24 protein-coding genes and 1 pseudogene are annotated in these 26016 nt (G+C 44.8%); 16 read left to right on the top strand and 9 right to left on the bottom strand.

Going from position 1 to position 26016, the window contains the following annotated elements:
* Nucleotides 1-110: 110 nt before the first annotated feature.
* Both AC6EJC_RS09210 and AC6EJC_RS09205 read right to left on the bottom strand, forming a co-directional pair.
* The gene (locus AC6EJC_RS09210; protein WP_444953710.1) at nucleotides 111-3806 is read right to left on the bottom strand and encodes a non-ribosomal peptide synthetase family protein; all 3696 of its coding nucleotides are present in this window, start codon (nucleotides 3804-3806) and stop codon (nucleotides 111-113) included.
* A 144-nt stretch (nucleotides 3807-3950) separates the two neighbouring features.
* Nucleotides 3951-5720, bottom strand: coding sequence for a methyl-accepting chemotaxis protein (locus tag AC6EJC_RS09205; RefSeq protein ID WP_444953709.1), 1770 nt, complete (start codon nucleotides 5718-5720; stop codon nucleotides 3951-3953).
* Between the two features lie 467 nt (nucleotides 5721-6187).
* Between AC6EJC_RS09205 and AC6EJC_RS09200 the strand changes: the two genes are divergently transcribed.
* The 11 genes from AC6EJC_RS09200 to AC6EJC_RS09150 all read left to right on the top strand — a co-directional run bounded on the left by AC6EJC_RS09200 (nucleotide 6188) and on the right by AC6EJC_RS09150 (nucleotide 13372).
* Nucleotides 6188-6658, top strand: a complete 471-nt coding sequence (locus AC6EJC_RS09200) for a GNAT family N-acetyltransferase (RefSeq protein WP_444953708.1) — start codon at nucleotides 6188-6190, stop codon at nucleotides 6656-6658.
* Nucleotides 6659-6718: 60 nt separating this feature from the next.
* Nucleotides 6719-7387 carry a ribose-5-phosphate isomerase RpiA gene (gene rpiA / locus AC6EJC_RS09195; protein ID WP_444953707.1) on the top strand — a complete coding sequence of 223 codons (669 nt, stop codon included), beginning with the start codon at nucleotides 6719-6721 and terminating at the stop codon, nucleotides 7385-7387.
* On the top strand, nucleotides 7387-7836 hold the full coding sequence (locus AC6EJC_RS09190; protein WP_444953706.1) for a VanZ family protein: 450 nt from the start codon (nucleotides 7387-7389) through the stop codon (nucleotides 7834-7836). Before rpiA ends, AC6EJC_RS09190 begins: the two co-directional genes overlap by 1 nt.
* 199 nt (nucleotides 7837-8035) lie before the next feature.
* Entirely contained in the window at nucleotides 8036-8494 is a 459-nt protein-coding gene (locus AC6EJC_RS09185) for a MarR family winged helix-turn-helix transcriptional regulator (protein WP_444953705.1), read from the top strand.
* A 196-nt stretch (nucleotides 8495-8690) separates the two neighbouring features.
* Nucleotides 8691-9011 (top strand): hypothetical protein, encoded by a 321-nt coding sequence (locus AC6EJC_RS09180; RefSeq protein WP_444953704.1) that lies wholly within the window; start codon nucleotides 8691-8693, stop codon nucleotides 9009-9011.
* Nucleotides 8987-9190 (top strand): hypothetical protein, encoded by a 204-nt coding sequence (locus AC6EJC_RS09175; protein ID WP_444953703.1) that lies wholly within the window; start codon nucleotides 8987-8989, stop codon nucleotides 9188-9190. Before AC6EJC_RS09180 ends, AC6EJC_RS09175 begins: the two co-directional genes overlap by 25 nt.
* A gap of 141 nt (nucleotides 9191-9331) precedes the next feature.
* Entirely contained in the window at nucleotides 9332-10318 is a 987-nt protein-coding gene (locus tag AC6EJC_RS09170; RefSeq protein ID WP_444953702.1) for a response regulator, read from the top strand.
* Nucleotides 10319-10371: 53 nt separating this feature from the next.
* Complete coding sequence (locus AC6EJC_RS09165) at nucleotides 10372-11625, top strand: MDR family MFS transporter (protein ID WP_444953701.1); 1254 nt, start codon at nucleotides 10372-10374, stop codon at nucleotides 11623-11625.
* Between the two features lie 19 nt (nucleotides 11626-11644).
* Nucleotides 11645-12199, top strand: a complete 555-nt coding sequence (locus AC6EJC_RS09160) for a nucleotidyltransferase family protein (protein ID WP_328802388.1) — start codon at nucleotides 11645-11647, stop codon at nucleotides 12197-12199.
* Between the two features lie 43 nt (nucleotides 12200-12242).
* On the top strand, nucleotides 12243-12665 hold the full coding sequence (locus AC6EJC_RS09155; protein ID WP_444953700.1) for a GNAT family N-acetyltransferase: 423 nt from the start codon (nucleotides 12243-12245) through the stop codon (nucleotides 12663-12665).
* A 68-nt stretch (nucleotides 12666-12733) separates the two neighbouring features.
* A complete protein-coding gene (locus AC6EJC_RS09150; RefSeq protein WP_444953699.1) occupies nucleotides 12734-13372 on the top strand; it encodes a GDSL-type esterase/lipase family protein in 639 nt (212 codons plus the stop codon).
* A 104-nt stretch (nucleotides 13373-13476) separates the two neighbouring features.
* Here the strand turns inward: AC6EJC_RS09150 and AC6EJC_RS09145 are convergent, their stop codons facing one another.
* The 4 genes and pseudogenes from AC6EJC_RS09145 to AC6EJC_RS09130 all read right to left on the bottom strand — a co-directional run.
* Nucleotides 13477-14358 carry a TetR/AcrR family transcriptional regulator gene (locus tag AC6EJC_RS09145; RefSeq protein ID WP_444953698.1) on the bottom strand — a complete coding sequence of 294 codons (882 nt, stop codon included), beginning with the start codon at nucleotides 14356-14358 and terminating at the stop codon, nucleotides 13477-13479.
* Entirely contained in the window at nucleotides 14355-17435 is a 3081-nt protein-coding gene (locus AC6EJC_RS09140) for an efflux RND transporter permease subunit (protein ID WP_444953697.1), read from the bottom strand. Before AC6EJC_RS09140 ends, AC6EJC_RS09145 begins: the two co-directional genes overlap by 4 nt.
* Nucleotides 17432-18835 (bottom strand): efflux RND transporter periplasmic adaptor subunit, encoded by a 1404-nt coding sequence (locus AC6EJC_RS09135; protein WP_444953696.1) that lies wholly within the window; start codon nucleotides 18833-18835, stop codon nucleotides 17432-17434. The genes AC6EJC_RS09140 and AC6EJC_RS09135 overlap by 4 nt, the downstream gene beginning before the upstream one ends.
* Nucleotides 18836-19071: 236 nt before the next feature.
* Nucleotides 19072-19455 (bottom strand): annotated as a pseudogene (locus AC6EJC_RS09130) (tetratricopeptide repeat protein); the annotation flags it as partial.
* A gap of 416 nt (nucleotides 19456-19871) precedes the next feature.
* Here AC6EJC_RS09130 and AC6EJC_RS09125 point away from each other — a divergent pair.
* From AC6EJC_RS09125 to AC6EJC_RS09105, 5 genes are read left to right on the top strand one after another with little or no spacing between them, the layout of a single operon-like run.
* Nucleotides 19872-20384: a histidine phosphatase family protein gene (locus AC6EJC_RS09125; RefSeq protein WP_103047929.1), complete on the top strand. Its 513-nt coding sequence runs from the start codon at nucleotides 19872-19874 to the stop codon at nucleotides 20382-20384.
* Nucleotides 20385-20401: 17 nt separating this feature from the next.
* Nucleotides 20402-21268, top strand: coding sequence for an endonuclease I family protein (locus tag AC6EJC_RS09120; RefSeq protein WP_258012395.1), 867 nt, complete (start codon nucleotides 20402-20404; stop codon nucleotides 21266-21268).
* A gap of 37 nt (nucleotides 21269-21305) precedes the next feature.
* Nucleotides 21306-22325: a S8 family peptidase gene (locus tag AC6EJC_RS09115; protein ID WP_444953695.1), complete on the top strand. Its 1020-nt coding sequence runs from the start codon at nucleotides 21306-21308 to the stop codon at nucleotides 22323-22325.
* Between the two features lie 26 nt (nucleotides 22326-22351).
* The gene (locus AC6EJC_RS09110; RefSeq protein ID WP_103047926.1) at nucleotides 22352-23086 is read left to right on the top strand and encodes a hypothetical protein; all 735 of its coding nucleotides are present in this window, start codon (nucleotides 22352-22354) and stop codon (nucleotides 23084-23086) included.
* Nucleotides 23087-23100: 14 nt separating this feature from the next.
* Entirely contained in the window at nucleotides 23101-23766 is a 666-nt protein-coding gene (locus AC6EJC_RS09105; protein WP_103047925.1) for a YukJ family protein, read from the top strand.
* A gap of 247 nt (nucleotides 23767-24013) precedes the next feature.
* Here AC6EJC_RS09105 and AC6EJC_RS09100 read toward each other — a convergent pair whose 3' ends face one another.
* The 3 genes from AC6EJC_RS09100 to AC6EJC_RS09090 all read right to left on the bottom strand — a co-directional run bounded on the left by AC6EJC_RS09100 (nucleotide 24014) and on the right by AC6EJC_RS09090 (nucleotide 25926).
* Nucleotides 24014-24691, bottom strand: coding sequence for a tetratricopeptide repeat protein (locus AC6EJC_RS09100; protein ID WP_444953694.1), 678 nt, complete (start codon nucleotides 24689-24691; stop codon nucleotides 24014-24016).
* A 172-nt stretch (nucleotides 24692-24863) separates the two neighbouring features.
* Nucleotides 24864-25235 (bottom strand): iron chaperone, encoded by a 372-nt coding sequence (locus tag AC6EJC_RS09095; protein WP_103047923.1) that lies wholly within the window; start codon nucleotides 25233-25235, stop codon nucleotides 24864-24866.
* Nucleotides 25236-25395: 160 nt separating this feature from the next.
* Nucleotides 25396-25926, bottom strand: a complete 531-nt coding sequence (locus tag AC6EJC_RS09090) for a GNAT family N-acetyltransferase (RefSeq protein WP_103047922.1) — start codon at nucleotides 25924-25926, stop codon at nucleotides 25396-25398.
* Between the last annotated feature and the right edge of the window lie 90 nt (nucleotides 25927-26016).

Genomic DNA, 26016 nt, shown 5'->3' with positions numbered 1-26016 from the left:
TCCCCCGCATGCAAAAAAATTCTGAAAGTATAGAGGTTTATACTAAATATGAAACTAGCAAAATCTAGTCTATCATACCGAAAACACGCGGGGGAAATATCACAACTTTGTTACCTCTGTGTTGCTTTTACAGATACCGATGATGGGGCCGGGAAGTAACCGATCTCGACGGCATGCCGGATCATATCCCGAATAAACTTCAGGTCGGTTACCGGGCATTGGACGCCAGCTTGTTCCAGCAGGGCTGCGGTTACAGAGCATCCGTACCGATAGGCCGAATCCTTGGCTCCATCGCCTTCCAGTTGTCCCATAGCAAGGTGAAGTGCATCTTCCTGAATACCGGAAGACGGATTCAGCAGCCAAGCACTGTAATCGTCAAAAGGCAGGGTTTCTACTACATAACCGAGCTGGTTTACCATAGCGATCAGTTCATCATATGGCAGTGGGTTCGGATTACAGATATGGAAAATGCGGTTCGCGCTTTTTTGATGAACGGACAGTTCTACGATAGCACGGCTGGCGTAATCAATCGGTGTGAAGTCCGTATGCCAATCGGCTTGTGGCGCTTTACCCAGCAGCAGCATCGCCTTCATCATACGATAATAAGCATTGCTGTCGATATTTCGCTGGAAGCGTCCGTTGGCCGAATGGGCAGTCAAATTACCCGCGCGATAGATCGAGACAGGCGTACCCGCTTGAGCTGCTTGGAACAACAGCTTCTCTGCCGCGAGTTTACTGTTCGTGTACAGGTTGTCCACGTTCAGTTCGTCTGGGAAGGCAGAAAGCTCCAATGCCGATTCCCATTTCCCTTCGTTTGCAAGATCCTCCGGTATGCCCATAGTGGAGACATGATGGAAGGATACTCCCGGTTTGGCTTGAGCGATTTTCAGCAGTTCCAGTGTTCCTGTCACATTCGTGCGATCAAAGGCTGCCGAATCACCAAAATGGCGAACGTCAGCGGCGCTGTGAATGATGCCGTCGATTTGGTGCTCCAGCATATGGCGGTCAACGGAAGACAGGCCAAGATCAACTTGCTCCAGATCCCCATAGACAGCCTTCACCCGTCCTTCGATCAAGCTGCAGACATCTTGTCCGAAATACCCTGTCAATACAGATTGAATACGCTCGATGCCGGATGGACCGTCCTGAGAAGGGCGCACCATCGCGTACACTTTGGCTTCTGTCCTTTGAAGCAGGTCATACAGAATGTGCGAACCCAAATAGCCTGTAGCTCCGGTCAACAGAATCACGCGCAAGTCGCGGACTTCAGCTAAATCCGAAGTACCAGACAACTCGATAGGATGCTCATTCAAGTCTGTTTTTTCTTGAGGAATCGCGAGCGGCTTGCGTTGCGGCGCTTGTTCTGTACCTAATTGATCCACGTATTCAGCAAGCTCACGAACGGTTTTGTAGCGGAAAAAGTCTCCGATTCGCAGCGCGCCATAACGCGGCTTCAGAATAGCCAGCACATGAATGACACGAAGCGAATCGCCCCCGATCAGGAAGAAATCATCGGTTGCGCCAATGTTATTTTTACCAAGCACTTGTGTCCATGCTTCGGCAATGAGTGTTTCAGTTCCTTCTTGGAGAGGTTCCCCGCCAAACGAAAGATCAGACGCTTCGGGAAGTGGCCGTAGGGCCAGCTTTTTACGATCGATTTTGCCAGTTGGTGAAATTGGCATGGCTTCCAGATGAACGACATGGCTCGGTACAAAATAAGAAGGCAGCTTGCCCCCAATATAAGACTGAATAACGTCCTGTGGAATGGATTGTCCGTCCGAAGTGGTAAAATAGCCAACCAACATGTTTTGATCTGTGTGATCCTTGACGGCTACGACAGCTACGTCCTGAACGCCCGGATATTTGGAAAAATGGTCTTCGATTTCCCCAATTTCAATCCGGTTTCCCCGAATTTTGAGCTGCGAATCCTTCCGGCTCACGTATTCAATCGTACCGTCTGGCAGCAGCTTGGCGATATCACCCGAGCGGTACATTTTTTCTCCTGGGACAAAGGGATTGTCCACGAACGATTGGGCTGTACGTTCCGGCTGATGGAGGTAGCCATGGGCCAACGCAGGAGTAGCAATGCATACTTCACCCGGAATATTGACAGGGCATAGCTTGTTATCATCGTTGACAATATACACTTTGTAATTGTAAATCGGCTTGCCGATCGGGATATTGACGACATGCTCAGGCACGGCACCACGGACCCGATGGGTCGTCGTCGCTACGGTGCATTCGGTCGGTCCATATACGTTTACAATGTCTGTATCTGTACCGAATTTGCTTTGGAATGCTCGAACTTGTGAGCCGTACAGCGCTTCGCCTGCCACAGTAACAATCCGTACCTTAGCAAGTTTGCGATAACCTTCGTCTGACAAGTACGTAGATAGCTGATTAAAGAACACGGTTGGCAAAATGGTAATAATCGTCGTGCCTGTACGTGCGATGGCTTCGGCGAATTCTTCAACAGATACGCGTTCTTCGGAAGACAGCAAGTACAATTTTGCACCGTAAAACAAGGCTCCGATCGTATCCCAAACGGATGCATCGAAGCTATAGGTGGCAAATTGGGTCAATACATCCTGAGGTGTAATGTCGCAATCGCGTTGCACGACAGCTCCTAGGTTAACGACACCACGGTGAGCGATCAGGGCGCCTTTCGGTTTGCCTGTAGAGCCGGATGTATAGATGACATAAGCTAGATCATCTGGACTTATATTAATGTTCGGATTGCTTGCGGCATAGCCTGCCAGTGGCCCGTTAATAGCTAAAATTTCTTTTACCGTCTCAATGGAACCGCACAGTTCAGTCGCTTGCTCGATGAGTGCGGAAGTCGTTAGGACAAAGGGAGAACGCGTGTCCTCGACAATGTAGCTACTCCGGTCAGCGGGGTGGGCGGGATCAACAGGTACGTACACGCCCCCGGCTTTCAGGATGCCAAGCAGGGAAATAACGGTCTCCAAGCTCCGTTCCATGAAGATCGTCACGAATTCACCTTTGGTCAGACCTTTGGACAACAACACACGTGCGACTTGGTTAGCACGTTCGTTCAACTCACGGTACGTATACTCTCCAGTGTGGGAAGCAATAGCCGGACGATCAGGGTATTGTGAAGCCGCCTCCTCAAACATTCCGTGAATGGTCTGATGCTCGGGATATTTTACGACTGTATTATTTAAAGCTTCGTGAGCAGCTCGATCTGCTTCCGATAATATATCAATTGAATTCACAAGTGCATGGCTGTTGGTTAGCGCGCCACGCAGAAGGGTTTCAAAGTATTCTGCGTATCGGACAACGGTTGTTTCCAGCAGGAGTGAATGATCATACCGTATCTGTATTTGATAAGAGCCATTGTTCTCACTGACAGCCCAGTCCATAATACGGGATTCTACACCGCTGTCCGTAGGCAGATTTGCCGAAAATGAAGTATCGGCTTGTGGTTCTGCCAGGTATGCATTAGGCTCACGGAGCATCTCCTGAAATAAGCAGGCTAGTTCATGAAAAGTCGTTTCCTTTTCGACTGTCAGCGAAGCTGTAAGCAGACCGGATTGAGGCATAAAAGTAGAAAAAGAAACTTCTTCTTCTGCTGATAGACGATATACCCATGCAGTATACGCGGATAAGAGCAACGCTTGTTTGTCTTCCGCAGTTTTTTGCTGATTCAGTTGCTCAGAGATGGATGCTTCTAATTCTACTTGATAAGTAGAGGATGTATGCTTGCGTTGTATGCGTGCAAAATCCAAGGGAACTAGGAATGGGGATGGAGTTGTCTGTGTGCTGTTTTGTAGAAATGAAGCCATTACGCTAACCTCCTGAATGTATGATGTCTTAATATAAAGGGTAAAGTCAGTAAATGCCTCCGATCCCTTCAAATGCATGAATAGGAGGGAGGCACTACCGAACGACTTACTTATGAAATAAGCTTTGGAGTCGATAAATGGTTATTATGATTTGGTACGGTTGGTGTCTGCAATTTTGAAATAAGATGTAATTTCTTGAAGCTCTTCAGACATGGACGTCAATTTATGGGACGAATCAATGATAGAATCCAAAGAAGCCTTTTGTTCCTCCACCGTTTGCACAATGTGAACACTATTATTGGCTGTTTTGGTTACGGTGGAAGAAAGATCGTCCGCTGTCGCTGTCATTTCCTGTGTACCCGCAGATATTTGCTCAGTAGCGCTGGATACTTCTTGGATTTGCCATGCTACATTTTTAGTTGCTTGAAGAATATCATTGAACAGGACGCCTGCTTGTCCGGCAACGACGATTCCGTTTTGAACTTCAACGTTACCTTGCTCCATCGACTTCACAGCTTGTCCGATTTCACTTTGAATTTCTTCAATCAGGGACGTAATTTGTTTGGTTGCATCCGCAGATTGTTCTGCGAGCTTACGTACTTCACTGGCAACAACGGCAAAGCCTTTACCTTCTTCACCGACGCGCGCAGCTTCAATAGAAGCATTCAGAGCGAGCAGGTTGGTTTGACTGGAGATGCCTGAAATGGTACTGATGATATTGCCAATTTCCTGCGAACGACTGTCCAGCAACTTGATGATACGGGAAGTATTGGTTACTGTATCGGTAATCAGGTGCATTTGGGATGATACTTTTCTTACAATCTCGTTGCCTTCATTGGAACGTTTCTCTACCGAATTGGCTTCCTCCGCAACATTGGAAGAACTGGTGGCAATATTTTGAATTACCGAAGCCATTTCAGCCATGGCACGTGCACTATCACCTGTTGCTTTTTCCTGTGAACGGATATTATCCGTTATTTCATTGATATTTTGATTGATGATGTTGGAATTGATTCCGTTTTGTTCACAGATTGCAAGTAATTCCTTCGCCGATTCATTGACTTCATCCGTTGTCTGCTTCACTTTGGTCATGATGTTGTTAATATGGCTTACCATATCGTTGAAGTTCTGATTCACAAGCCCCAAATCATCCTGACCTGCGTGAATTTGAACATCCAGATTTCCTCTGCTTACTTCACTGATACCGTACATCAGTTGCTTAATCGGGGACAGCGTGCGTTTCACAACCCAATATTGAAGCGCCAGGCAGATCAGTAGGAAAATCACTAAAATGGTAGCGCCGCTAACGAGCAGCTTGGTCAATCCGGCAGGTACGGCACCGGCATCTGCATCGACTGCAAAATATGCAAAGATTTTGCCACTTGGATCTTTAATCGGAGTCATCAAAGTCGTCCATGTACCAAACGAATCATCGTAGAAGCTGGTGAATGTTGGTTTGCCGGTGTCCAGCATGCCGGTTACACCTACTGCCACGACATTGGGTTGTTCGTACATAGAGCCAACAAGCAGCTTATCTTTTTCAAATGCTTCTTTGAGATCTGTTGGCATCGCTATAATGGATGTCAGATCGCCATTTTCCAGCTCTGTCCCGAAAATATAGGCATGAGAGATATTCGGGTTCGTCGCCATGATGTTATCTAGGTAGGAACGGAGTTTGGTTTGAATGGGTCCATCATAATTTTTTTCTTGAACGGCTTGGGATACTTCATCGGAATTAATGCCCTGAGCCCACTTCAATGTGATTTTTTCCACTTGCCCATGCAATTGGTCTATCAAAATCGTACGTTGGATCAAATAGCTGGACACAATAAGGACTAGCCCGATCAATACGATGTTGAAGAAGGATAATAATAAGTTCTTGGTGAAGAATGATAAGCTACTCCACTTTTTCAAAATGTTCCACTCCCTGGTTGTATTTTTGTATATGGTGTTGAACCGCTTATCGAATGAGATAATCAAGTTCCCCTTACAAACACAATAATCGAGATATTAGACCCTTGAATTTTAAGTAATAGGTCTTAAGTCCTTTTACAGACAAGTATTATATCCCTATATATATGTCGTACGAAAAGCCCTTGAAATGAATACCTTACACAATAAAAAAATAATTTTTAATAGGTAAACGCTGTGTGTATTTCAGTATATTCCAATTTATACTTCAACTTGAAATTCGAATTCGTTTCAGTCCATAAGCAACTATTCAACAGAAACCATCATACTTTATAATAGAGTCAAATGCACTTATCAATTTGGGACATTTTTCATATTTGATGTTGCAAATACTTGATTTATCGCGGTTTCTGTCAATTGTTTGCGAAATGAGTCCATATATCCATGCGTAGAGAAGAGGGATGAGAAGAATGTCCAAGCTTACGATTTTAAAGGTTGAGAGCAATCACGAGGATCTGCATGAGTTGATTCATAGGCTGGATGAGGACTTACTGGAAAGGTATCCTTCCGACAGAATTTACTTGGTCGATTTTTCCAATCCAAAAGTTAAAGAGATGATTTTCGCTGTTGTGTATGTGGATGAAAAACCGGTTGCTTGCGGAGGGCTTAGGCCTATAGATGGGGAAGAAATGGAGCTTAAAAGATTTTATGTCGATTCCTCTTATCGCAGACAAGGAATTGCTGTTAGTCTATTATCATTTTTGGAAGAGGAAGCCCGAAAGCGGGGAGTTGTAAGGATTAAACTGGAGACCGGAGCGGCTCAACCTGAAGCGATTGCTCTCTATACCCAGCAGGGATACGAACCTATTGAACGATTTGGGGAGTATGAACACGATGAAAACAGTCTCTGTTATGGTAAAAAGCTGTCTCTGTCTTTATAAAGCGTTCTCATATAAAATGAATGATGATCAATACTAGCCTATAGAGCGGGAGAGATGATAATGAATTTGAAGCAAAAAGCGGCCGAAAAAGCAGTTGAGGCGATTCAGGACGGCATGAAAGTAGGACTTGGTACAGGCTCGACAGCCTTTTGGGCTATTCAAAAAATCGGAGAGCGTGTAGCGCAAGGATTACATATACAGGCTGTAGCTACATCCCAAGCCTCGGAGGATCAGGCCAGGGAGCTGGGAATTCCCATCATTCCCTTTCATCAGATTGGAAGGCTTGACGTTACCATTGATGGGGCTGACGAGGTGAATGAGCAGCTTGTACTGGTGAAAGGCGGAGGCGGAGCTCTGCTGAGAGAAAAAATCGTGGAGAGCAATAGCGATCGATTAATCATTATTGTCGATGAGTCCAAGGATGTGAAGGTGCTGGGCGCATTTCCTTTACCCGTTGAGGTCGTACCATTTGCCAGTGAATGGACGTTGGAGGCTTTACGGCAGACAGGCTGTAAAGCGGAATGGCGTATGAAGGACGGCGAGCGCTTCCTTACGGATAACGGTAATTATATTGCTGATTGTCGCTATGGTACGATCGAGAACCCGCAAGAGTTGGAAATCCGATTAAATCAAATTCCGGGTGTAGTCGATAACGGACTGTTCATTAATATGGCGGACCAAGTCATTATCGCACGTGCCAATGGACAGATCGACGTCCGTAACAAATAATGTCTGGTACCCGTCTGCTTCATAATGTGGCATTTGTGTTATTGATTTTATATACAGGGCTTCTACTATATTGGATGTTTCTCGGTTTTGGTCGTACATTACGACCAGGACCGCCGTATTCGTATAATATGGTTCCGTTTGATACGATTGGGCAATACTGGCGGGCAATGCAGTCGTTTCCTTTTCGGGTATGGGGTTTTAATTTGCTCGGTAATATTGGCGTATTCATTCCCTTCGGTATTCTTGTGCCCTTCATTTGGGTGTCCATGCGCAGTATAGGCAGTCTGCTGTTAACGGTGGTGACCGCACTGGTCATTGTTGAAGTGTCCCAAATGCTGTTGGGCGCGGGGACGATGGACGTGGATGACATTATACTGAATGTTCTAGGAGTATTATGCGGACGTGTTGCCTACGTATTTTTAAGTAAGAAGTTAGGGATTGCATCGTAATCAACCTGCTCTCTGGATCAGTGCTTTATGACTGGCTGAGAGCGGGCTTTTTTACATAATGAACTGTAACTTTCACATAATAGACGGTAATTCCTCCATTATAGACCGTAAGAGCAGGGGGGAAGGAGCGCTTAAACTTGACAAAAGTAAACAATTAAGATATCTTGGAATAAAGATATGAGTAACGGAGGCTGTTAATATGTCAGTAAAACCAGGTGATCAGGACTTAGCGCTTAATTTGTTCGTTGTTCTGGCTCGTGCTTATAATTCGGTCACGTCCCGTACGAATCGGGACATTCATAGTCATGGATTAAATACAACAGAATTTGGTGTGCTTGACCTGTTGTATTATCGCGGACCACAGCCTTTGCAGAAAATTGGAGAAAAGGTACTGATCTCCAGTGGGAATATTACGTACGTGGTAGATAAACTCCAGAAAAAAAACTTGCTTACCCGCCGTGCATCACAAGATGATCGGCGTGTGATTTATGCAGAATTGACTGACGATGGACGCCATTTCTTTGAGCAAATATTCCCGCAGCATCATCGTGTTATTATGGAGACCGTGGATGGCTTATCCGTGGAAGAGAAAGAGCAGGCTATTCATCTGCTAAAAAAGCTTGGACTAACGGCTGAGGGACAGAAGAGTAACGGATAATAAGTTGTGCATGTACAGGTTAAATCTGCTTTTAGATAAAATACCGACTTTTCGGTATTTTATTTTTTTGTCGTATTTTGGGGAAGCAGGGTTAATGTAGAGTCGCAAATCAGGTATAATTGTCTAATAGTCACGCTCGGAGCTAATCTACGTACATGTTTCGAATACAAATACCTTGTCGGGGAAGGAGCTGTACATGAGTATACAGCAATATACCGCAGGTGAGTCGCTACTGATGCAAGCAGGAGCTTTGGCTGAATTAGTTACCCAAAAGCAATACGAATTACAGCCCGATCTTTTGCAGCGTTTTGGGGACAACGGTAAAATAAAGACAAAACAGGATTCCATATATAGTTTGAATTATTTAGCTGAAAGTGTAATCGTGAACAGTCCTATTTTATTTACGCAGTATGTTTCCTGGTTAAAAAAGCTTCTGGAAGGTTTACAGATGATAATCCCTTTGCGGCTGATGTGGTGGCTATCTCAGCTACCATGGCTTACCATGTCCATCTGGTGAAAGAGTTGATTGCTATCATTCGGCAAGACACAACTACTAGCCATGTGAAAATTATGGTCGGGGGCTTACCCTTTAATCTCGATCCACGCCTGTGGCAGACAGTAGGTGCGGACGGATGTGCACCAGGTGCCGAGGAAGCGCTGGAAGTTGCAGGGGACTTACTTTCGCTAAGGAAATAATGTTAGTTTTGTGAACCCGTAAGTCATTTTGTAAAGGGGGCCTTTTAATATGAAGGAACCGACAATAGAAATGGCTGTCCTGCGGAAAACGATCGAACAATTAACGGATGAGATTGTGAAAACAAGGCTGAGGAAGAAAAAATGTTGAATGAATTTTCAGCGATGAACAACGAGCTGGTCAATCTGCAGCGTCAGCTTACCAAAAGCAATGCAGAATTAAAACGAACAAAGGAAGAAGCGGTACGGGCTAATGACCTGAAGAGCACTTTTCTGGCTGTGGTTAGTCATGAATTCAGAACGCCAATGAACGGAATACTTGGAATGATCGAAATGTTAGGTTCATCCAAACTTTCTCCAGATCAACGGCAGGCCATCGGTGTGCATAGTCATTTTCAAGCTATTTTGGTGGCTGAGGATAATCGGGTGAATCGGCAGGTGGTGCAATTACAGCTTAACCACTTGGGATTCCAGCATATTGATTTTGCTGAGGATGGACAAGCCGCAGTAAGAGCGGCCTCCGAACGCTCCTACGCTTGTATTCTAATGGATCATCATATGCCTCTGCTGAATGGTCATGATGCGGCGAAAGCGATCCGACAGCGGGAAGCAGAAAACCAGCAACCACCTGTACCGATCATTTCTTTGACCGGAAATGTGTCCGAGGAGGATCAGGCACGGGGCCGGGAGGTTGGAGTGAACGATTACTTGATGAAGCCAGTAACGATTGAAAAGCTCTCTGAAAAGCTTGTCAAATGGCTTCCAAAGCCGGAAGCCGAGCCGATTTTGGATGAGGAAGTTATACGTGAAATTATGCTGCTGGACGAGGATGGCAGCACGGGGCTACTGGAGTCATTGATCGAAATGTATACAAGTGATACACCTGCCAAAATCAAAAAGTTAAATGAACTGGCTGCGGCGGGCGAAGCCACAAAAGTTGTAGAGGCTGCTCATGAGTTGAAATCAGGCAGCGTGAGTCTGGGTGTCGGACGTTTGTCCTCGTTGCTGTCCGATATTGAACAGCTTGCACGGGAGAACCGACTCGAGAATGCGAAAGCGAAGTTGTCTGCGCTCCAATCTGTCTATCAAGCAACGTGTTTAGAACTGGAACACTATATTCACCGGTGCTAGACAGGTTCTCCCTTGTTAGACTTGCATACGGAAGGAGGACGTAAGAGACATATATGAAAGAACAGTTGCGTTCCATTCACCCGCTGGCCTGGACGATTATTGTCGGTACTATTTTTGGGCGGATGGCGACATCCATGAGTATCCCGTTTTTGTCTATTTACCTTACCACCCGTTTAGGGGTGTCCCCCTTTCATACGGGGGTGATCGTATCGGTCAGCTCGTTGGTCGGCATTTTTGCCAGCTTTTATGGTGGATATATTTCAGATCGAATCGGACGGCGTAAGGTGATGCTGGTGTCCATTGCGAGCTGGGCGCTTGTATTCGTTGCTTTTGCGTTGGCGGAAGCGGCCTGGGCCTTTTTTGTCATTAATGCTCTGAATGGACTGTGCAGATCCTTGTTCGAGCCAACCTCGCGGGCGCTGTTATCAGATGTAACCCCCAAGGAGAAAAGACTGCTCATCTACAATATGAGATATGCGGCGATTAATGTTGGTGTGGTGGCAGGACCGCTGCTCGGTTTGCTATTGGGCTCTGCGTCCACGGGGACGCCATTTATGGTAGCTGCTGGCGTGTACGCGTTGTATGGGGTGTTGCTGTTGATCCAATTTGCACGGTATGCCTCCGATCTGCATGTAGGGACCACGACGGGAGAAGCTCCGCTGCGGATGGGAGAGGCATTCCGTACAGCCAGCCGTGATCCGGTGTTTATGCCGATTTTGCTGGGAACCGTATTTTGCGTGATGGGTTATGCTCATTCCAATTCCACAATGCCTCAATTCTTGTCCTTATCCTTCGAGGAAGGAACCCGGTGGTTTACATACATGCTGACGGTCAACGCGGTTTGCGTATTGGCTTTTCAGTATCCGCTGGTGCGGCTGGCAAGTCGTTTTTCCCCAGTAAATTCCTTGATTGCAGGAAATCTATGCATTGCGGTCAGCTTGTTGCTGTGTGGTATGCTAAATTCAGGCTGGATGTTTATACTGGATATGGTGCTGTTTACGGTGGGCGAAGTGTTATTGTTCACGATGCTGGACGTATTGATTGACCAAATTGCAGATGCTCAATATAAAGGGACCTACTTCGGTACAATCGGCTTTAATAATTTGGGAAGCGTGCTGGCTCCTTTATTTGGTGGCTGGCTGCTGGATATCTATGGTCAAACGGCGCCGCTTGCCGTTTTTGTTCCGGTTGCCCTGTCGGTTGTGATTGGTATTCCATTCCTTCTGGTCGCACGCCGCCGTCTGATGCAGCGTACAGCACGGATCGCGGCTCAAGGAGGAGAATCGGTGCAGCAACTGTCATCATAAAAAGGGAGTTGAGTGCAGGATGAAGTCGGAAGAAAATGTGCTACGAATCATACAATATATGAATGATCCGCAGGTACTGCAAGACTTGCACTATGTGCGAGATCTTAGGCTGCCGCAAGGTTGCATTGCCGCAGGCTATGTACGTAACCGGGTTTGGGACAAGCTCCATGGCTATACAACTGCTACACCTTTAAACGATATTGATGTTATTTATTTTGACCCGAAAAATACGCTAGAGGAACGAGATGAGTATCTAGAATTGTCCTTGAACCGTAAGCAGGCCGGACGTAACTGGTCTGTCAAAAATCAGGCTCGGATGCATATTCGCAACGGGGAGGCTCCGTATTCCTCGGTAGAAGATGCGATGAGCCGCTGGCCAGAGACGGCAACGGCTATAGCGGTTAGATTGAATGACAAGGATCAAATAGAGGTTATTTGTCCGCATGGATTGGAAGATTTACTGGATATGCGGGTACGGCAAAGCCCTTTGTTTCGTCACACAACGGCTTTTCGGCAGCGTGTATTTGAGAAGCAATGGCTTGATAACTGGCCGTTGCTTATTATAGAGAATTAGAGTGTAATCCTAATTTCAGGTTATTAAGGAGAGACGACAAACAATGTTTAAAAATATTAAAACAGATTCAGATCGTGAGGAGGTTCTGGAGCTGATAACCTACGCCGTGTTGGATCACCCTGAACGCGGAGAGGCAGCTTTACGTACCTACCAAGCCTCGGATGACTGGAAACTGTTCGGTGTAGAAGATGAAGGACTGATTGTAGGTATTGTGGGTTTTGAGGAGCAGGAGGATGGGACAACTGTAATCCGGCATCTGGCCGTGTTGCCCGAAAATCGTCATAGAGGATATGCCAGGGGTATGCTACTTACGCTCATTCAGGAGCGTAGTCCGAAACGGCTCACTGTGGACACGGATGCGGAGGGGGCAGATTTCTTCCGCAACGTAGGCTTTGCCGTATATGGATCAGAGGATTTGCCAGATGGTGGACAATTCCATTGTATATATGAAATAGACGAAGAATAAGCGAATCTCCGGGTCCCGCGTCCCTTTTTCTACATAAGATATGTTATGTCGGAGGGAGGTGGGTTTCATTGGCGTACCACTACACAGCGATTGGAGATTCTTTAACGACAGGTGCAGGGACGCTGCTGAGCGGCGGATTTGCACCCATCTATCGACGAATGACAGAAAGACGCCTTCACACGCCAGTCAGTTACGAGAATCTGGGAATCAATGGACTGACATCGCAGGAGCTGCTGTCAATGGTCCGCAACAATCCGCTTTTTCGGTCGGCGCTCAGCCGAGCTGATCTCATAACGGTGTCGATCGGCGGGAATGATCTGCGCCCATACATCAGCGCCCTTACTGGAGGTTCCGGCTTGTCGGGTTCTTCCATTCCGCAAGCGTTGAATCACACAAAAGAACATGTGCGCCAAATTGTACATGCCCTGTATCAGATAAAGTCCGGTCAGCGTGAGCCATTTATCATCCGAATGGTGGGATTATATAATCCTTTTCCAGGGGTGAGGGAGGCGGGAGTATACGTGCGCCAGTATAACTCGTTTCTCTATACATTGGGCGGACCAAATTACCGGGTGGCGAACATTTATCCCGCATTTGAGGGCTATGAACGGGCACTGCTTTCGTTAGATCGGGTGCATCCGAACAGTCGTGGTTATCGCGTGATTGCGGAAGAGCTGAATCGGCTTGGTTATGCGCCGTTACGGTGAGCGTGAGAGGATGCTTTGGATCGGACAAAGTATATTAAAGAAAGAGGTTCATGATGGCAGTAGCAACTGACCATCATGAACCTCTTTTTCTGCATTTCGGCGTGCTAAACTTCCAATACAGCCTTCAGCTTGGTACAGTCTTCCAGCAACTCGGGCAGCTGCCCCAAAAATAGAAGGAGGGCTTTCACGTGAGCTATTTCCACGTTTTCTTCCGAGAGCTCACGCTGTAATCTGCTTAGGATTTGCACATATTCATTCCGGGTAGCTTCATTTAATTTAGTTTGTTTCAGAACCGTATCTATACGTTGCAGTGCATAGGAGATTTGTTTTCCTTTGGTCCAGATTTGGTCAGAATCTTCATAGAATACGGAATCGCGGCCCCACATGATTTGATGTTGAACATCAGGGCTCAACATTCCTTGTGCCAGTATATCCGTAATGCTGACGATAAATTCAGCCAGTGTTTTATGCTCCGTCGAGGACAGTTCTGAATCGCTCATTCGGAAGGAATTAATAATGATACTTTTGATGACAAAATTGATATCGTGCGCATAGTCACGTATAGATTGTCCATAAGCATCAATTAAGAAATCAACCATCACGTTAGACAAATAATGTTCAACACGATCAATGGCTTGTGCGATTTTTTCTTCCTTAGAACCGATTAAAGGGACGGAGTATACCAGCAAATGAACTTTATTCTTATAAATCCGGCCCAGCGCAATCAAATACAGTTGTCTCAACTTTTCACGGGAAGGTAGCTGGTGCTTCAAATAAAGTTCTTTAATATCTGCATCAAGAAGTTTTTCAATCAGGACGATTGTCCCCAGCAGCAACTCTTCTTTACTTTGAAAGTATTTATAAAAGGAAGCCTTGACCATCCCGCTTTTGCGGGCAATTTCATCCACCGAGGTGGCATCGTACCCTTTTTCAGAAAACAGGGAAAGGGCGGCATAGATAATATCTTCACTCGTTATTTTTTTCATTGTACCCCCAATTTTTTGCTCTGTCTCTTTAATTTCCAGCGGGCAATAACCATATACAGGGACGGAACCACAAACATCGTAAGAATGGTCGAGTACATCAATCCAAACATAATGGTATACGCCAGCGGTCTAAACATAAGCTCTCCAATAAGCGCAATCGGAATCAGACCGACAATGGCTGTCAGTGAAGTAAGCAATATGGGACGGAAACGCGCTTTGGTCGCTGCAATAACCGCCTCCTTCAGTTCGATCCCTTCACGTCTTGCATCCTCAATAAACTCAATCAGCACAATGCCGTTACGTACGACAATACCTGCCAAGGTCATTAAGCCCAACACGCCCATAAAAGTAATCGGTGTATTTAGAATGAACAAGCCAAGAAATCCGCCTGCTGCTGCCATATACACGGTAGTCAATATGATGAGTGGAGTCGAGAAAGAATAAAATTGCAAAAAGATCAGCATGAAGATTAATAGGATGACGACAACATATAACCATCCTATTTCTGATAAAATGTCATCTTGTCCTGAAATCTCGCCGCCAATTTCCCAAGTGTAGCCTGGAGGAAATTTAATGTCCTGCAATTTAAGCTTGACATCCTTCATGACTTCGGAAGCTGTACGGCCGTGAACTTCAGCTTCAACAGTAATCGAACGCTTTAAATTATAATGGTTAATTTTTTGTGTTGCAAAGGATGGTTTCAACTCAGCCAATTGAGATAAAGGGATTTGAACACCATTGGCATTAGTCACATTCAATTGCTGAAACAAATTTTCAGGATTTTGATCGGTTTGGCTTAGCTTCAGCTTAATATTGATCAAATCTTTCCCCGTATCAAATCGGCTAAAGCTCACGCCATTACCCATTAACAAGAGTGTACGTGTCAGATCATTATTGCTAATCCGATATTGATCCATCGCTTGTTTATTGATTTGGAAATCCAACGTATAGCCTTCATTTTCCATATTGTCTTGTATGTCCTGTGTTCCTCTGGTAGCCATAATGCCTTCTTTTAACTGCTGTGACAACGAACGCAGCTGACCTACATCATTGCCTAAAATCCGAATGGAGATCGGCTTACCGAGAGGCACCCCCACTTTGGCTATTTTCAAGGAAATGGATTGACCCGGATAACGATCCTTTAGGATAGAGGACCATTTGACTGCCATTTCATCGGGATCAAATACACCTTCTTCCCCAACAATAGCAATCTGACCCACGGTTGTGCCTGTTTTGGCGTCAGCGGTCATATCTTGAAACAACTGGGGAGCTTCGCCGCCAGCCGCATAACTGATCGTTTCCACATGAGGCTGCTGCTTCACCCATTTGGCAATATCCTCGGTGACCCGCTTGGTTTCTTCTATAGAAGTACCTATTGGCATACGCACATTAATGCTTAATTGCGGATCGTCTGTTCTGGGGAAGAGGTCGATCGGAATCAGAGCAAGTACACCGTACAGTGAGGTGCTGATCAATAATCCTAATGCAGCATATAATCCAGGTCGTTTAATCACTTTAGGAATAAGCTTGCCGGCATATGCGTTACGAAGAGCATCAATTTGTTTTCCCAGCAGTCCCGGCGGCTTCATGGTGGAGTTGGGCGTTTTTTGACTTCGTTGTCCATACCATTCTCTAAAGATTGGGATGACGGTAAAGGACATGAGCATGGAAGCCAATAACGTAAAAATAACAGCAAACGGTAATGGTTTGATAAGGGAGCCTGCATCGCCTGATAAAAAGAACAGCGGGGCAAAGGAGGCTACAGTTGCCAGGGTTGCGGTCAAAATGGAAATGGAAACTTCTTTCGTTCCATTTAATGCTGCTATCTTGGGGCTCTCACCCAAGGTCATCATTCTACGTTCAATATTATCATTAATCACCACAGCATCATCGACTAGAATCCCCATTACAATAATGAGGCCGATGACGGTAACTTGATTCAGCGTTACGCCGAGCATAGGAAGAATAATGAAGCCTATGGCAATCGAAATGGGAATAGCCAGTGCGACAAAGGAAGATGTGACCACATTCAATCCCAATGTACATACAATAACAACAGCTGCAATAGCAAACAGCAATTCACGGGTCAAGCCATGAAAAATATGATCAATCCGCTCGGTCTGTGAAAATAATGTATTCAGTTGAAACGTATTAGGCAGATCCGGTTTTAACAACTGCATTTCTTGATTTACTTTACTATAAATCGTGTCTACGTCAGAGCCGGTATTACCGTTAATCGTCAGTGTAATAGCTGGTTTACCGTTAAAAAAGGCCATGTAATTGCTGGTATTTTGCGTAAGTAAAACGCTGCCCACATCACTGAGATACACAGGAGCGCCACTTTCAGTTTTGGAAATAATGACCTTACTCAAATCTTGAGCATTCTTGGACTGCGTCACATTCATTCGGTATGTGCGTTCGTTGTAATCCAGATTGCCTATCGGATATTGCTCATTTTCCTTCTGCACTGCACCCATGAGTTGTTCCCAACTGATATGGTACTGCTGGAGCTTTTGAGCATCAATCTGAATCTGAACCTCTTGATCCGGTAATCCCTTGATTGTTACTTCCGATACACCGGGAATGGTTTTTAATTGATCCTTCCACGATTTCACCATATCATTTAGTTGATACAATTGCTCCACAGAGTCCCCCGTGATGGCGTAGGAATGGATAAATACCTTATTCAAATCATCGTTAACGACAGGCTTTTGAGCATCTGTGGGCAGAGAAGATTGGGCATCGTTCATTTTTTTGCGTAATGCATCCCAGGCTTCCGTAGCATTGGCGTTGCCTTCTGTCTCAATGATAATCGTCGAAAGTCCATTTTCGGATGTAGAAGAAATCTTTTTAATATGATTGATTTCTTTCATTTTTTGTTCCAGAGGCTTCGTGACCGTTTGTTCTACCTTTTGGGGTGTAGCTCCAGGGTACAAGGTCGTGACCACAGCGGTTTTCTTGATAATATCCGGCGTTTCCTGGCGGGGAAGCTGGGAGACACTATACAGCCCGGCAACAATCGCCATGATAAAAATAAAGAGGGTCAGTTTTTTCTTTTTGATAAAATATGCAATCATTTGCTCGTTCCCCCCGTGATCTGAACGGGCAGCTCATCGTAAATCAGGTTTACTCCGGTGGTAACGATACGATCCCCGACATTCAGCCCCTTGGTAATTTCGAGCTTATTGTTGGACATCTGGCCGACATTCACGACCGTCTTGACCGCCTTGTTGTTCACCACTTTATAGACAAAAGTATCTGTACCGTTATTAATGACCGCCTTGGCCGGGAGCAAAATTTGCTCACTCTGGGTCAGTTGGCGGCCTGCCTTTACGACTTGTCCCGGGGCCCAATCATGCTGGGGGTTAGGAACAATCACTTCTACGTTGATACTGCCCGTATTGGTGTTGGTGGCCGGATAAATTTTGCTGACCGTTCCTTCTCTGTTCTCATCGTACAGTTGAATCTGGACTGTCTGACCTTGCTTCCAGTTGGTGATTTCATGATCGGGAACAGGGAGTAGCACCTTGAGCTTGTCGATTTGTCCGATACGATATATCGGCTGTCCAGTGCTCGCCAATTGTCCCACCGTTGCCTTTTTCTCCAGAATAACGCCGGAAATGGGGGCTTTTAAAGCTGTCTTGGAGAGGGAAAGTTCGGCTTGCTTTTTGGCAATGACCGCCTGTTGATATGCCGCAGTTGAGTTATCTCGGGAGGCTTCTGCCTGTTCTTTCGCAGCGATAGCAGCTTCTTTCCCGGCTTGGGCTTGCCGCAAGCTGGATTCTGCCGATTGCCGATCTTCTAATGTGGCTCCCTCCTGTATTAAGGAGAGGGTTTCTTGCGCATCCTCCAGATCCTTGGAGGCGTTGGTTAAAGCGAGCTGTGCATTTTCATAATCGTTTTTGGTTGCAGCTCCCTGATCATATAAAAGCTTGGTGCGTTCAGCGGTGGCTTGTGCTTTAGTCAAAGCGGACTGTGCTCGTTGCACTTTGGTACGGACCTGTGCCCTTTCTTGCTCACGGGCACCCTTGTTCACTTTGTTGACTCCAGCTTGAGCTGCTGCTTTTTGCGCGTCGGCGGATTGAATGGAGGCATCTGCGCTGGAAATGGCGGCTGTAGCATTTTTGATACCTGCCTGTGCTTCAAGAATGGCCGTATTAGCCTGCTCCAGTTGGAGCTGATAGCTGGATGGATCAAGTTTGGTCAAGATCTGTCCTTGGGATACAGAGTCTCCTACGTTCACAAGTGTGTCACGTATCAGACCGGATAACTCGAACGATACGGTGGTGTCTTCATAGGGCTGTAGTGTGCCTGAAAGGTCAAAAGAAGCAGACAGCGGTTCTTTTTTTACAGTCATTGCTTCCACCTTTTGCTTTTGTTGTTCTGCTGCATCATTTTGACTCAATCCTGTAGATGAGCAAGCTGAGGTAAACAGAAGAATGAATATGGCAGATATGTAGAGACTGGGTTTCAACAAGATGATCATCCTTTCTGTCTTTTTTGTACTTTAAAGTTTATGTATAAACTCATCAGTTCATAAACGGATTATATGACCTGATTTGTGGCATGTCAACAACTGATTACAAAAAAATGCCCCAAATTCAGGATGCGAAAGGGAGCCGATTCAGGTCCGTGGAAGTACATGGTAGACAAACGTAAAAACGACCTTTCTCAAAAGAAGAGAAAGGTCGTTAAGAAAATAAATATAGCTGTTTAGCCGATTAATTTACGGAATAAGCTGCGTGCAGCCCACTTGCGCTCACTTCGTTTGCGGTATTTGGGCAGAGAACGATAGACGGCAATCGACTGGTTAAAGGCTGTCGTGGCCTCATCCTTGCGTCCCAGCACACGGTACATCAAGCCTGTGAGATAATAGCCTTCGCTGGAAGAGGACTGAATTTCCTGAAATTGCTGCAGAAAGTGCAGAAACTTATTTACGTCGTGTTCCTTGAAAGCTGCGGCTAAATGCAAATAAGGCTCACCGTATTGTACCCGCGGGTTAATGTCCAGTGCTTTCAGTAAATGCAGTTCACCATCTTCCAGATGGCTCGTGTGTACTTCGGCTGTTCCTCGTGCATTCCAATAGTTTGCTGAATCTTATCCTGCTCCCATTCGCGTGACATATAATTATCCATATTTTTAAAAATTCAAAACATATCCCATCTCTGAATTCGTACCTTTGACATGAATACCAATACCGTCGACCAAGCTCCTGTTGCTTTTCAGACATACGGTCACTTTCAAATTTTTTGTGGCTTTTCTTGCTGTAAAGATAGATTCAAAAGATTCTATCCAGTTTTTCATGTCATAGTATCCATTCTAATCTCCCCTCAGATTTTCAAAGCTATACAAACTGAACTGTAAATACTTAATTATAAATCTTCTAAATACGCTTTGTTAGTGCAACATAAGGGGGCTATAAAAACTGTAAACCATAAATTTACATATATAAATGGAGATTGTTTTACGAAGTATAGATTAGTCTTAAAAAAATGAACTAGGAGGTCAGGATCATGAGTTTGTCCACTGCCAATGTCAGCAGACCCAGCACAGAGCAGGTTCAACGGCTTCAGAAAGGAGGGTATATACTTTATTTTCGGCATGCAGAACCGTTTCCTCGCTCTGGCGACTCAGAATTAAGTGAAATCGGTCAAGAGCAGGCAACTGCACTTGGGAATTTTTTTAGAGAACAAAATATTCCAGTACAGCTGCCGGTGGTGACAAGTTCTGCGCGAAGAGCTCAGCAAACGGGGAAAGCGGCTTTTCAGAATATCCATGTGGAAGAGGCTTTATATGATATGGACACGTTGTTCAGGGAGAATCCAACCGAAGAAGAACAGGCAAGGAAAAATCGATTGCTGACTCTTTTGGAGTCCAACCCTGCGGAAGGATTTAATAAGGTATTGATCGCTCACCAATTTACCTTTAACGGCGAAGTAGATCCAATTCCTTATTTAGGGATGATCATGCTGATGCCTAAGGGAGATGCGGAAGGCTATGAGGTTGTTGATGTTTTCCATTTTTGATGCAAGGAGACAGAGTTATGAATACTGTTGAAATTGCAGCAACTCGGCTGCATGAACTGGATGCAAATCTGGAGAGAATTCGTAGCAATAGCCGTGAGTATTATGACTCTGCTAGGGATAAAGCGGATGTAGAGCAGTATTATTCATCGCTTCATCGGGATGAAGAAGATGGCAAAGCTTTGTTTCATGCTTTGACCCAATTGCTTACGGATACTCACAAGAACAAAATTCCTTACAAAAATAGCGACGAGTATTTAAAAACTGAGGTAGATTTGCATGACGACGGGTATTTGCGAAGTATTTATTCCGGTAAAGAAGCCGAACCGCACCAGGTCATTGAAGAAGATATGAATGAGATTTCTGCGGCAGATGAAACGAGTCACCTCGGTCATAATGTAAACATTGAGCATGTTGTGCCTCAATCCTGGTTTGATAAACATGAACCCATGCGCGGGGACATGCATCATCTGTTTTACTGTGAGAAAACATGCAATGCAAGAAGAGGGAATAAAGTGTACGTCGATTTCTCTGACTACAATCCTGATGATTTTAGAACAGACTGGGTCCACGATGAATGCGGTAAAGGAGAAGGTGGAGACGGCTCGTCGGATGGTCAGTTCGAACCGGAATATGCTAAAGGAATGGTCGCGAGGGCAATGCTGTACTTCATTCTCCGCTATCCCAAGGCAATTGAACAAGCTTATGTCAAGAAGCAAGACGTTGATGTGCTTCTTAAATGGCATAAGGATTTCCCTCCCAACCTTAAATATGAAAAGCATAGAAATCAAGCCATTTATAAGATTCAAGGGAATCGAAATCCTTTCATTGATCTTCCCGAATTGGCTGATCGGATCGATTTCAGTGTGTACAAACCTTTACATTAATGATAAGTGGAAAGAAGAACAAAGGAGGTACAAGTAAATGACTACCAATACACTTACCGGTGATGCAGTTACACTCCTTCCCTTTCAGGCCGAGGATGTAACCCACCACATTAAAGAAATTCCGAAGGGCGTACAGATGATTCAGGCTCCAGCCTTTTGGGAGAAAGGGAAATATGGTAAAGGAGTGAAAATTGCTGTTTTAGATACCGGCTGCGATAAAAGACACCCTGATCTCGAAGACCGGATTATCGGAGGGCGAAATTTTACGGATGATGATGGTGGAAATGAGCAAATCTTCACTGATTACAACGGTCATGGTACCCATGTAGCAGGTACGATAGCAGCAACTAAAAACGACCGCGGGGTGGTCGGAGTTGCGCCAGAAGCAAGTTTACTTATTCTGAAAGTCCTTAATCATGAAGGGAGCGGTCGTCCCGAATGGATTGCAAAGGCGATTGATTATGCAATTGACCAACATGTTCAAATTATCAACATGTCTCTTTCCGCTGGAAGGGGGCATGAGGAAATGCATGAGGAAATGCATGAGGAAATGCATGAGGCCATTAAACGTGCTGTTAACCAAGGAATTATTGTAGTGTGTGCAGCAGGGAATACATGGAAGGAAGAGATGCGCTATCCAGCCGCGTACAATGAGTGTACCTCCGTGGGAGCAGTTGATTTCAACGGGGAAACAGCTCATTTTTTAACGAAAAACAATGAGGTCGATCTAACTGCCCCAGGTGTCAATGTGCTATCCTGCTATCCCCTTGATTTAGTTCCCAATCAAGCCGAGCCTTATAAAGTGATCTCCGGTACCTCAATGTCTTCTCCCCATGTGGTCGGTGCACTTGCATTAGTGCTTAACTATTGTCAAAGCGACTCCCAATTCAATCGCACCTTAACCGAGGATGAACTTTATGCACAGATTCTGAAATGTACAATTCCATTAAGCGGCATCAAAACTGAGGAAGGTAACGGCCTGCTCTATTTAACTGCTCCTGAATTGCTAGCCGATTACTGGAGACAAAACAAACCGGACCTGAGTCAGTACTCTTAACCAACGCCTAAAAGGGAGCGGTATGAATGAACGATAAAATGTCTTATGAATTCAAGCTTTTTGTGGAACCAAAGAAAGTGTTAACCGAGGATAAGGAATTGATTCCCCAGGTCGCGGGTTTATCCTTCTCTCTCAAAGACAGGATGCAAATTTATTTGATGGACACTCCCGATATGAAGCTTTATGAAACAGGCTGGATTATCCGCAATCGCTGGAAGGACGAGAGATGGGAGCTTACCTATAAGAGACGAATCAGGGAATATGATAACTTGGAAAATGCGGTAAAACAAGCGGTTAATGAAGGATTTGTACTCGTGGATTATGAACTGGAAGTGGAGTGGGGATACGAGAAAAAGGCGTTGTCTCTTTCACAAGACCCGGAAATCAAGCTGGAAGGAACATCCCCGGACCTGTGGAAGCAGCCCGTGCTGGATCGGGCTCCACAGCCGTTTAGGAACAGCGGTGTATTTAAAATCGTAGAACAAGATGGCCGTGTGATGGGACCTGTTCAATCTGTAAAATACAAGAGTGAGTGGAACGAAGAGAAAGTACATCTGGAGATTTGGTTCATAGGTGAAGACTGTATTGCTGAGGCTACAATGAAAATAAAAGAAGCAACCGAGGCCGTAGCTGAGGCCAAACACCTGCAATTTGTTGATTTTTTCAAGGAGCATAATATTTTGCTTGGGCAGGATATGTCAAAAACAAAATGGGCACTTGAGAAATTAAAAAATGCACATATACAACAACTTATACATTAAAGGAGCCGATAACCATGCCACTAAATTCATACGGAGTATTAAAGGGAAAAGTGATCCAAGGAATTCCTGCGCCGCGTACAAATGACAGCACTCCGCATTATCATGCGGTGGTTGAAGCTGCTGGCAAAGAATACGAATTGGCCATCAACGTTAAATCGAAAAAGAAGCCTTCTGAACTGATTTATCTGGTCAGTGAGGATTTCAATTCTGAACAAATTACTCATTTGCCAAATTTAAAAGAAGGTTTTACTAAAATAAATGAGTCCAACCGGGAAATTGCGCTGGATTATATCCGTGGTGGGCTGTTCGAACCTTCTAAAATGATTGAGCTTGCTTATGACATAGAGGGCCCGAACAATGATCTAAACGAGAAAGTTGACGAGTATTTACACAGGGCAATTGATAAAGAGAATGCCAAGATTTATGTGTACGGCGAGCCTTTTCCGAGCGGTATGCATAACATTCACATGAACCAAGGTAACCATAAGGACTTCAAAAAAGACGACGGGATTTGGCAGGATGGCGGGATTGTGATTCATCTTGAGGATGAAAATAAGTGGCTTGGCATGTTCCTCGCCTTCCAATCGCAGTCATGGTGTACAGATGACGCTGGTCATGTGGAGCGTCCAGTCAGTCAATGTAGTCATAAGACCGTGAAAGTTACGGAAGTATCGAGATAGCTGTTAGTTAAGCATCACGGGAGCGAGTGATTAGTGAAAAAAGGATTGCAGTTCGATGAGGCCAACCAGCATTACTGGTTGGCCTTTTCTTACACATATGGTATGACTTCAATATGGTTGGGAAAGTCTAAAATTTTGATTTTACATTGAATGGATAGCTTCCTGTTGTCAACACAAAAGCACCTTCAAGGTTGTCTCCCACATCTCATGATAGGGAAACATTTCCTTAAGGGTGCTAACAGGATGGTTAAACAATAAATTTACGGAATAAGCTGCGCGCAGCCCACTTGCGCTCACTTCGTTTGCGGTATTTGGGCAGGGAACGATAGACAGCAATGGACTGGTTAAAGGCTACAGTGGCTTCATCCTTGCGTCCCAGCATACGGTACATCAAGCCTGTCAGATAATAGCCCTCGCTGGAAGAAGACTGAATCTCCTGAAATTGCTGCAGATAATGAAGTGACTTATTTACGTCACGTTCTTTGAAAGCAGTGGCTAAATGCAAATAAGGCTCACCGTATTGCACCCGCGGGTTAATGTCCAGTGCTTTCAGTAAATCCTGTTCTCCATCCTCCAGATGGTTTGTGCGTACTTCAGCCGTTCCCCGTGCGTTCCAATAGTCTGCGGATTCTTCATAACGGGATTGAATTTCCAATAACAGCTCCAAAGCCTGAGGATATTTCTTGCTTTCGATCCAGATACGAGCCAAATCGAACTTGGCAGCCACATCGTTGGCGTTTAGCGTAATCTGTTGGCGCAATCGAGCGGCATTGCGTCTTCTTTTCCATGGTTTGCTGATGCTGGGCAATACACCGACAAAGCTGCGATCTAATATATAGATCACGATTAGGAGTACGAGCATTGCCAAAAACGGGTTGCCAAGCAAACTCCATAGTAGAGAGAAAATTAAAAATTTCCCAATCATTCTGCTCCAATCCTCCTGTGCATGTAACAATCCATACTTTCCACATTATAGCATAGGGTCACTTTAAGGGTCATTAGCATGATGAGATTTGGAAGGATGGTAGAGGGGGCGAGAAGAAAAATACTTATTTGTGATGCTCGATGTATAGTTTTACGAGAAAAGGAACCTTTTTTTATTCCCGCCAAAAGGTTGAACAGTCTGCCTTATCCAAAATATTAAACTCGATCATTTTCTCAAGTAATGAGAAATCAACTGGACTATCCCACTGGATACGTACCAACTGCTTGGTGTGATCATAGCCAGCCTGCACAATTAACTCAGAAAAATGATTAATCCCTGCCTTTTCAGGGGCAACGGCCAAATGATGTTTGGCTACGCTAAAGCCAATAATAAATGTGCCGTGATCCGTAAACATAGGCTGATTCCACGCAATTTTTGCCATTAAATTTGGAAACTTCTTGGTTACCCAAGCCAAAACTTCTTGCGTTCGGGCCCGATGTTGGGGGTTATCAATATGCGCTAAATATTCTGCAAAAGCTTCCATGTTGTTCCCTCCTTAATAAAAATTTTATCGTTCAGAAAAGTTCCTCAAACCTATTTGTCATTAAATGATTTAACTATCATTTTATCGCAGCAACATGTTTCTCAAGGAGTAATTGTCTGTTGAAAAATACAAAAATATATTTAGATATAAAAAATACCTTTTATGCCCTGTTATATTCCTCAGCAAGAATAGAGTACAAATATGAATCATGAAACTCGCCTTTGTAGTACCAGTGTTCACGCATCAAACCTTCACGTTGCATTCCGATCTGTTGCATAACCTTCTCAGAGGCCTTGTTTTCTGGACGACATGTTGCATAAATACGGTGGACAGCAAGTGTGCTAAATCCAAAGTCTAGTAACGCTCGTGCTGCCTCTGCTGCATAACCCTTCCCTTGATAATCTGGATTCAAAACATAACCCATTTCTGCATTAGTATCTTTGACATGAATACCAACACCGCCGATCAGGGTTCCATTGTTTTTCAGACAAACGGCTAGTTCATAGTCTTGTCGTGGCTGTTCCTGCTGTGAGGCTAGAACTTGTTCTATATATGCCTTTGTATCTTCTTCTGTATTCGGTCCCCAGGCTGTATAGCTAGTAACTTCAGGCAATGACGTGTACGTATGTATACTTTCCCAATCGGATCTGCCAATATCACGAATGATGAGCCGGTTTGTCTCAAATTGCATAATTATTTATTCCTCCTGTCTATAGTCAAAAGACTCTACCTAGTATTTCAAAACGATTAATACTTCAATCCAATTTTTTAAGCGATCGTA

The organism is Paenibacillus sp. TY11 (assembly GCF_059772165.1).
This window is presented reverse-complemented; position numbering and strand designations above follow the sequence as displayed.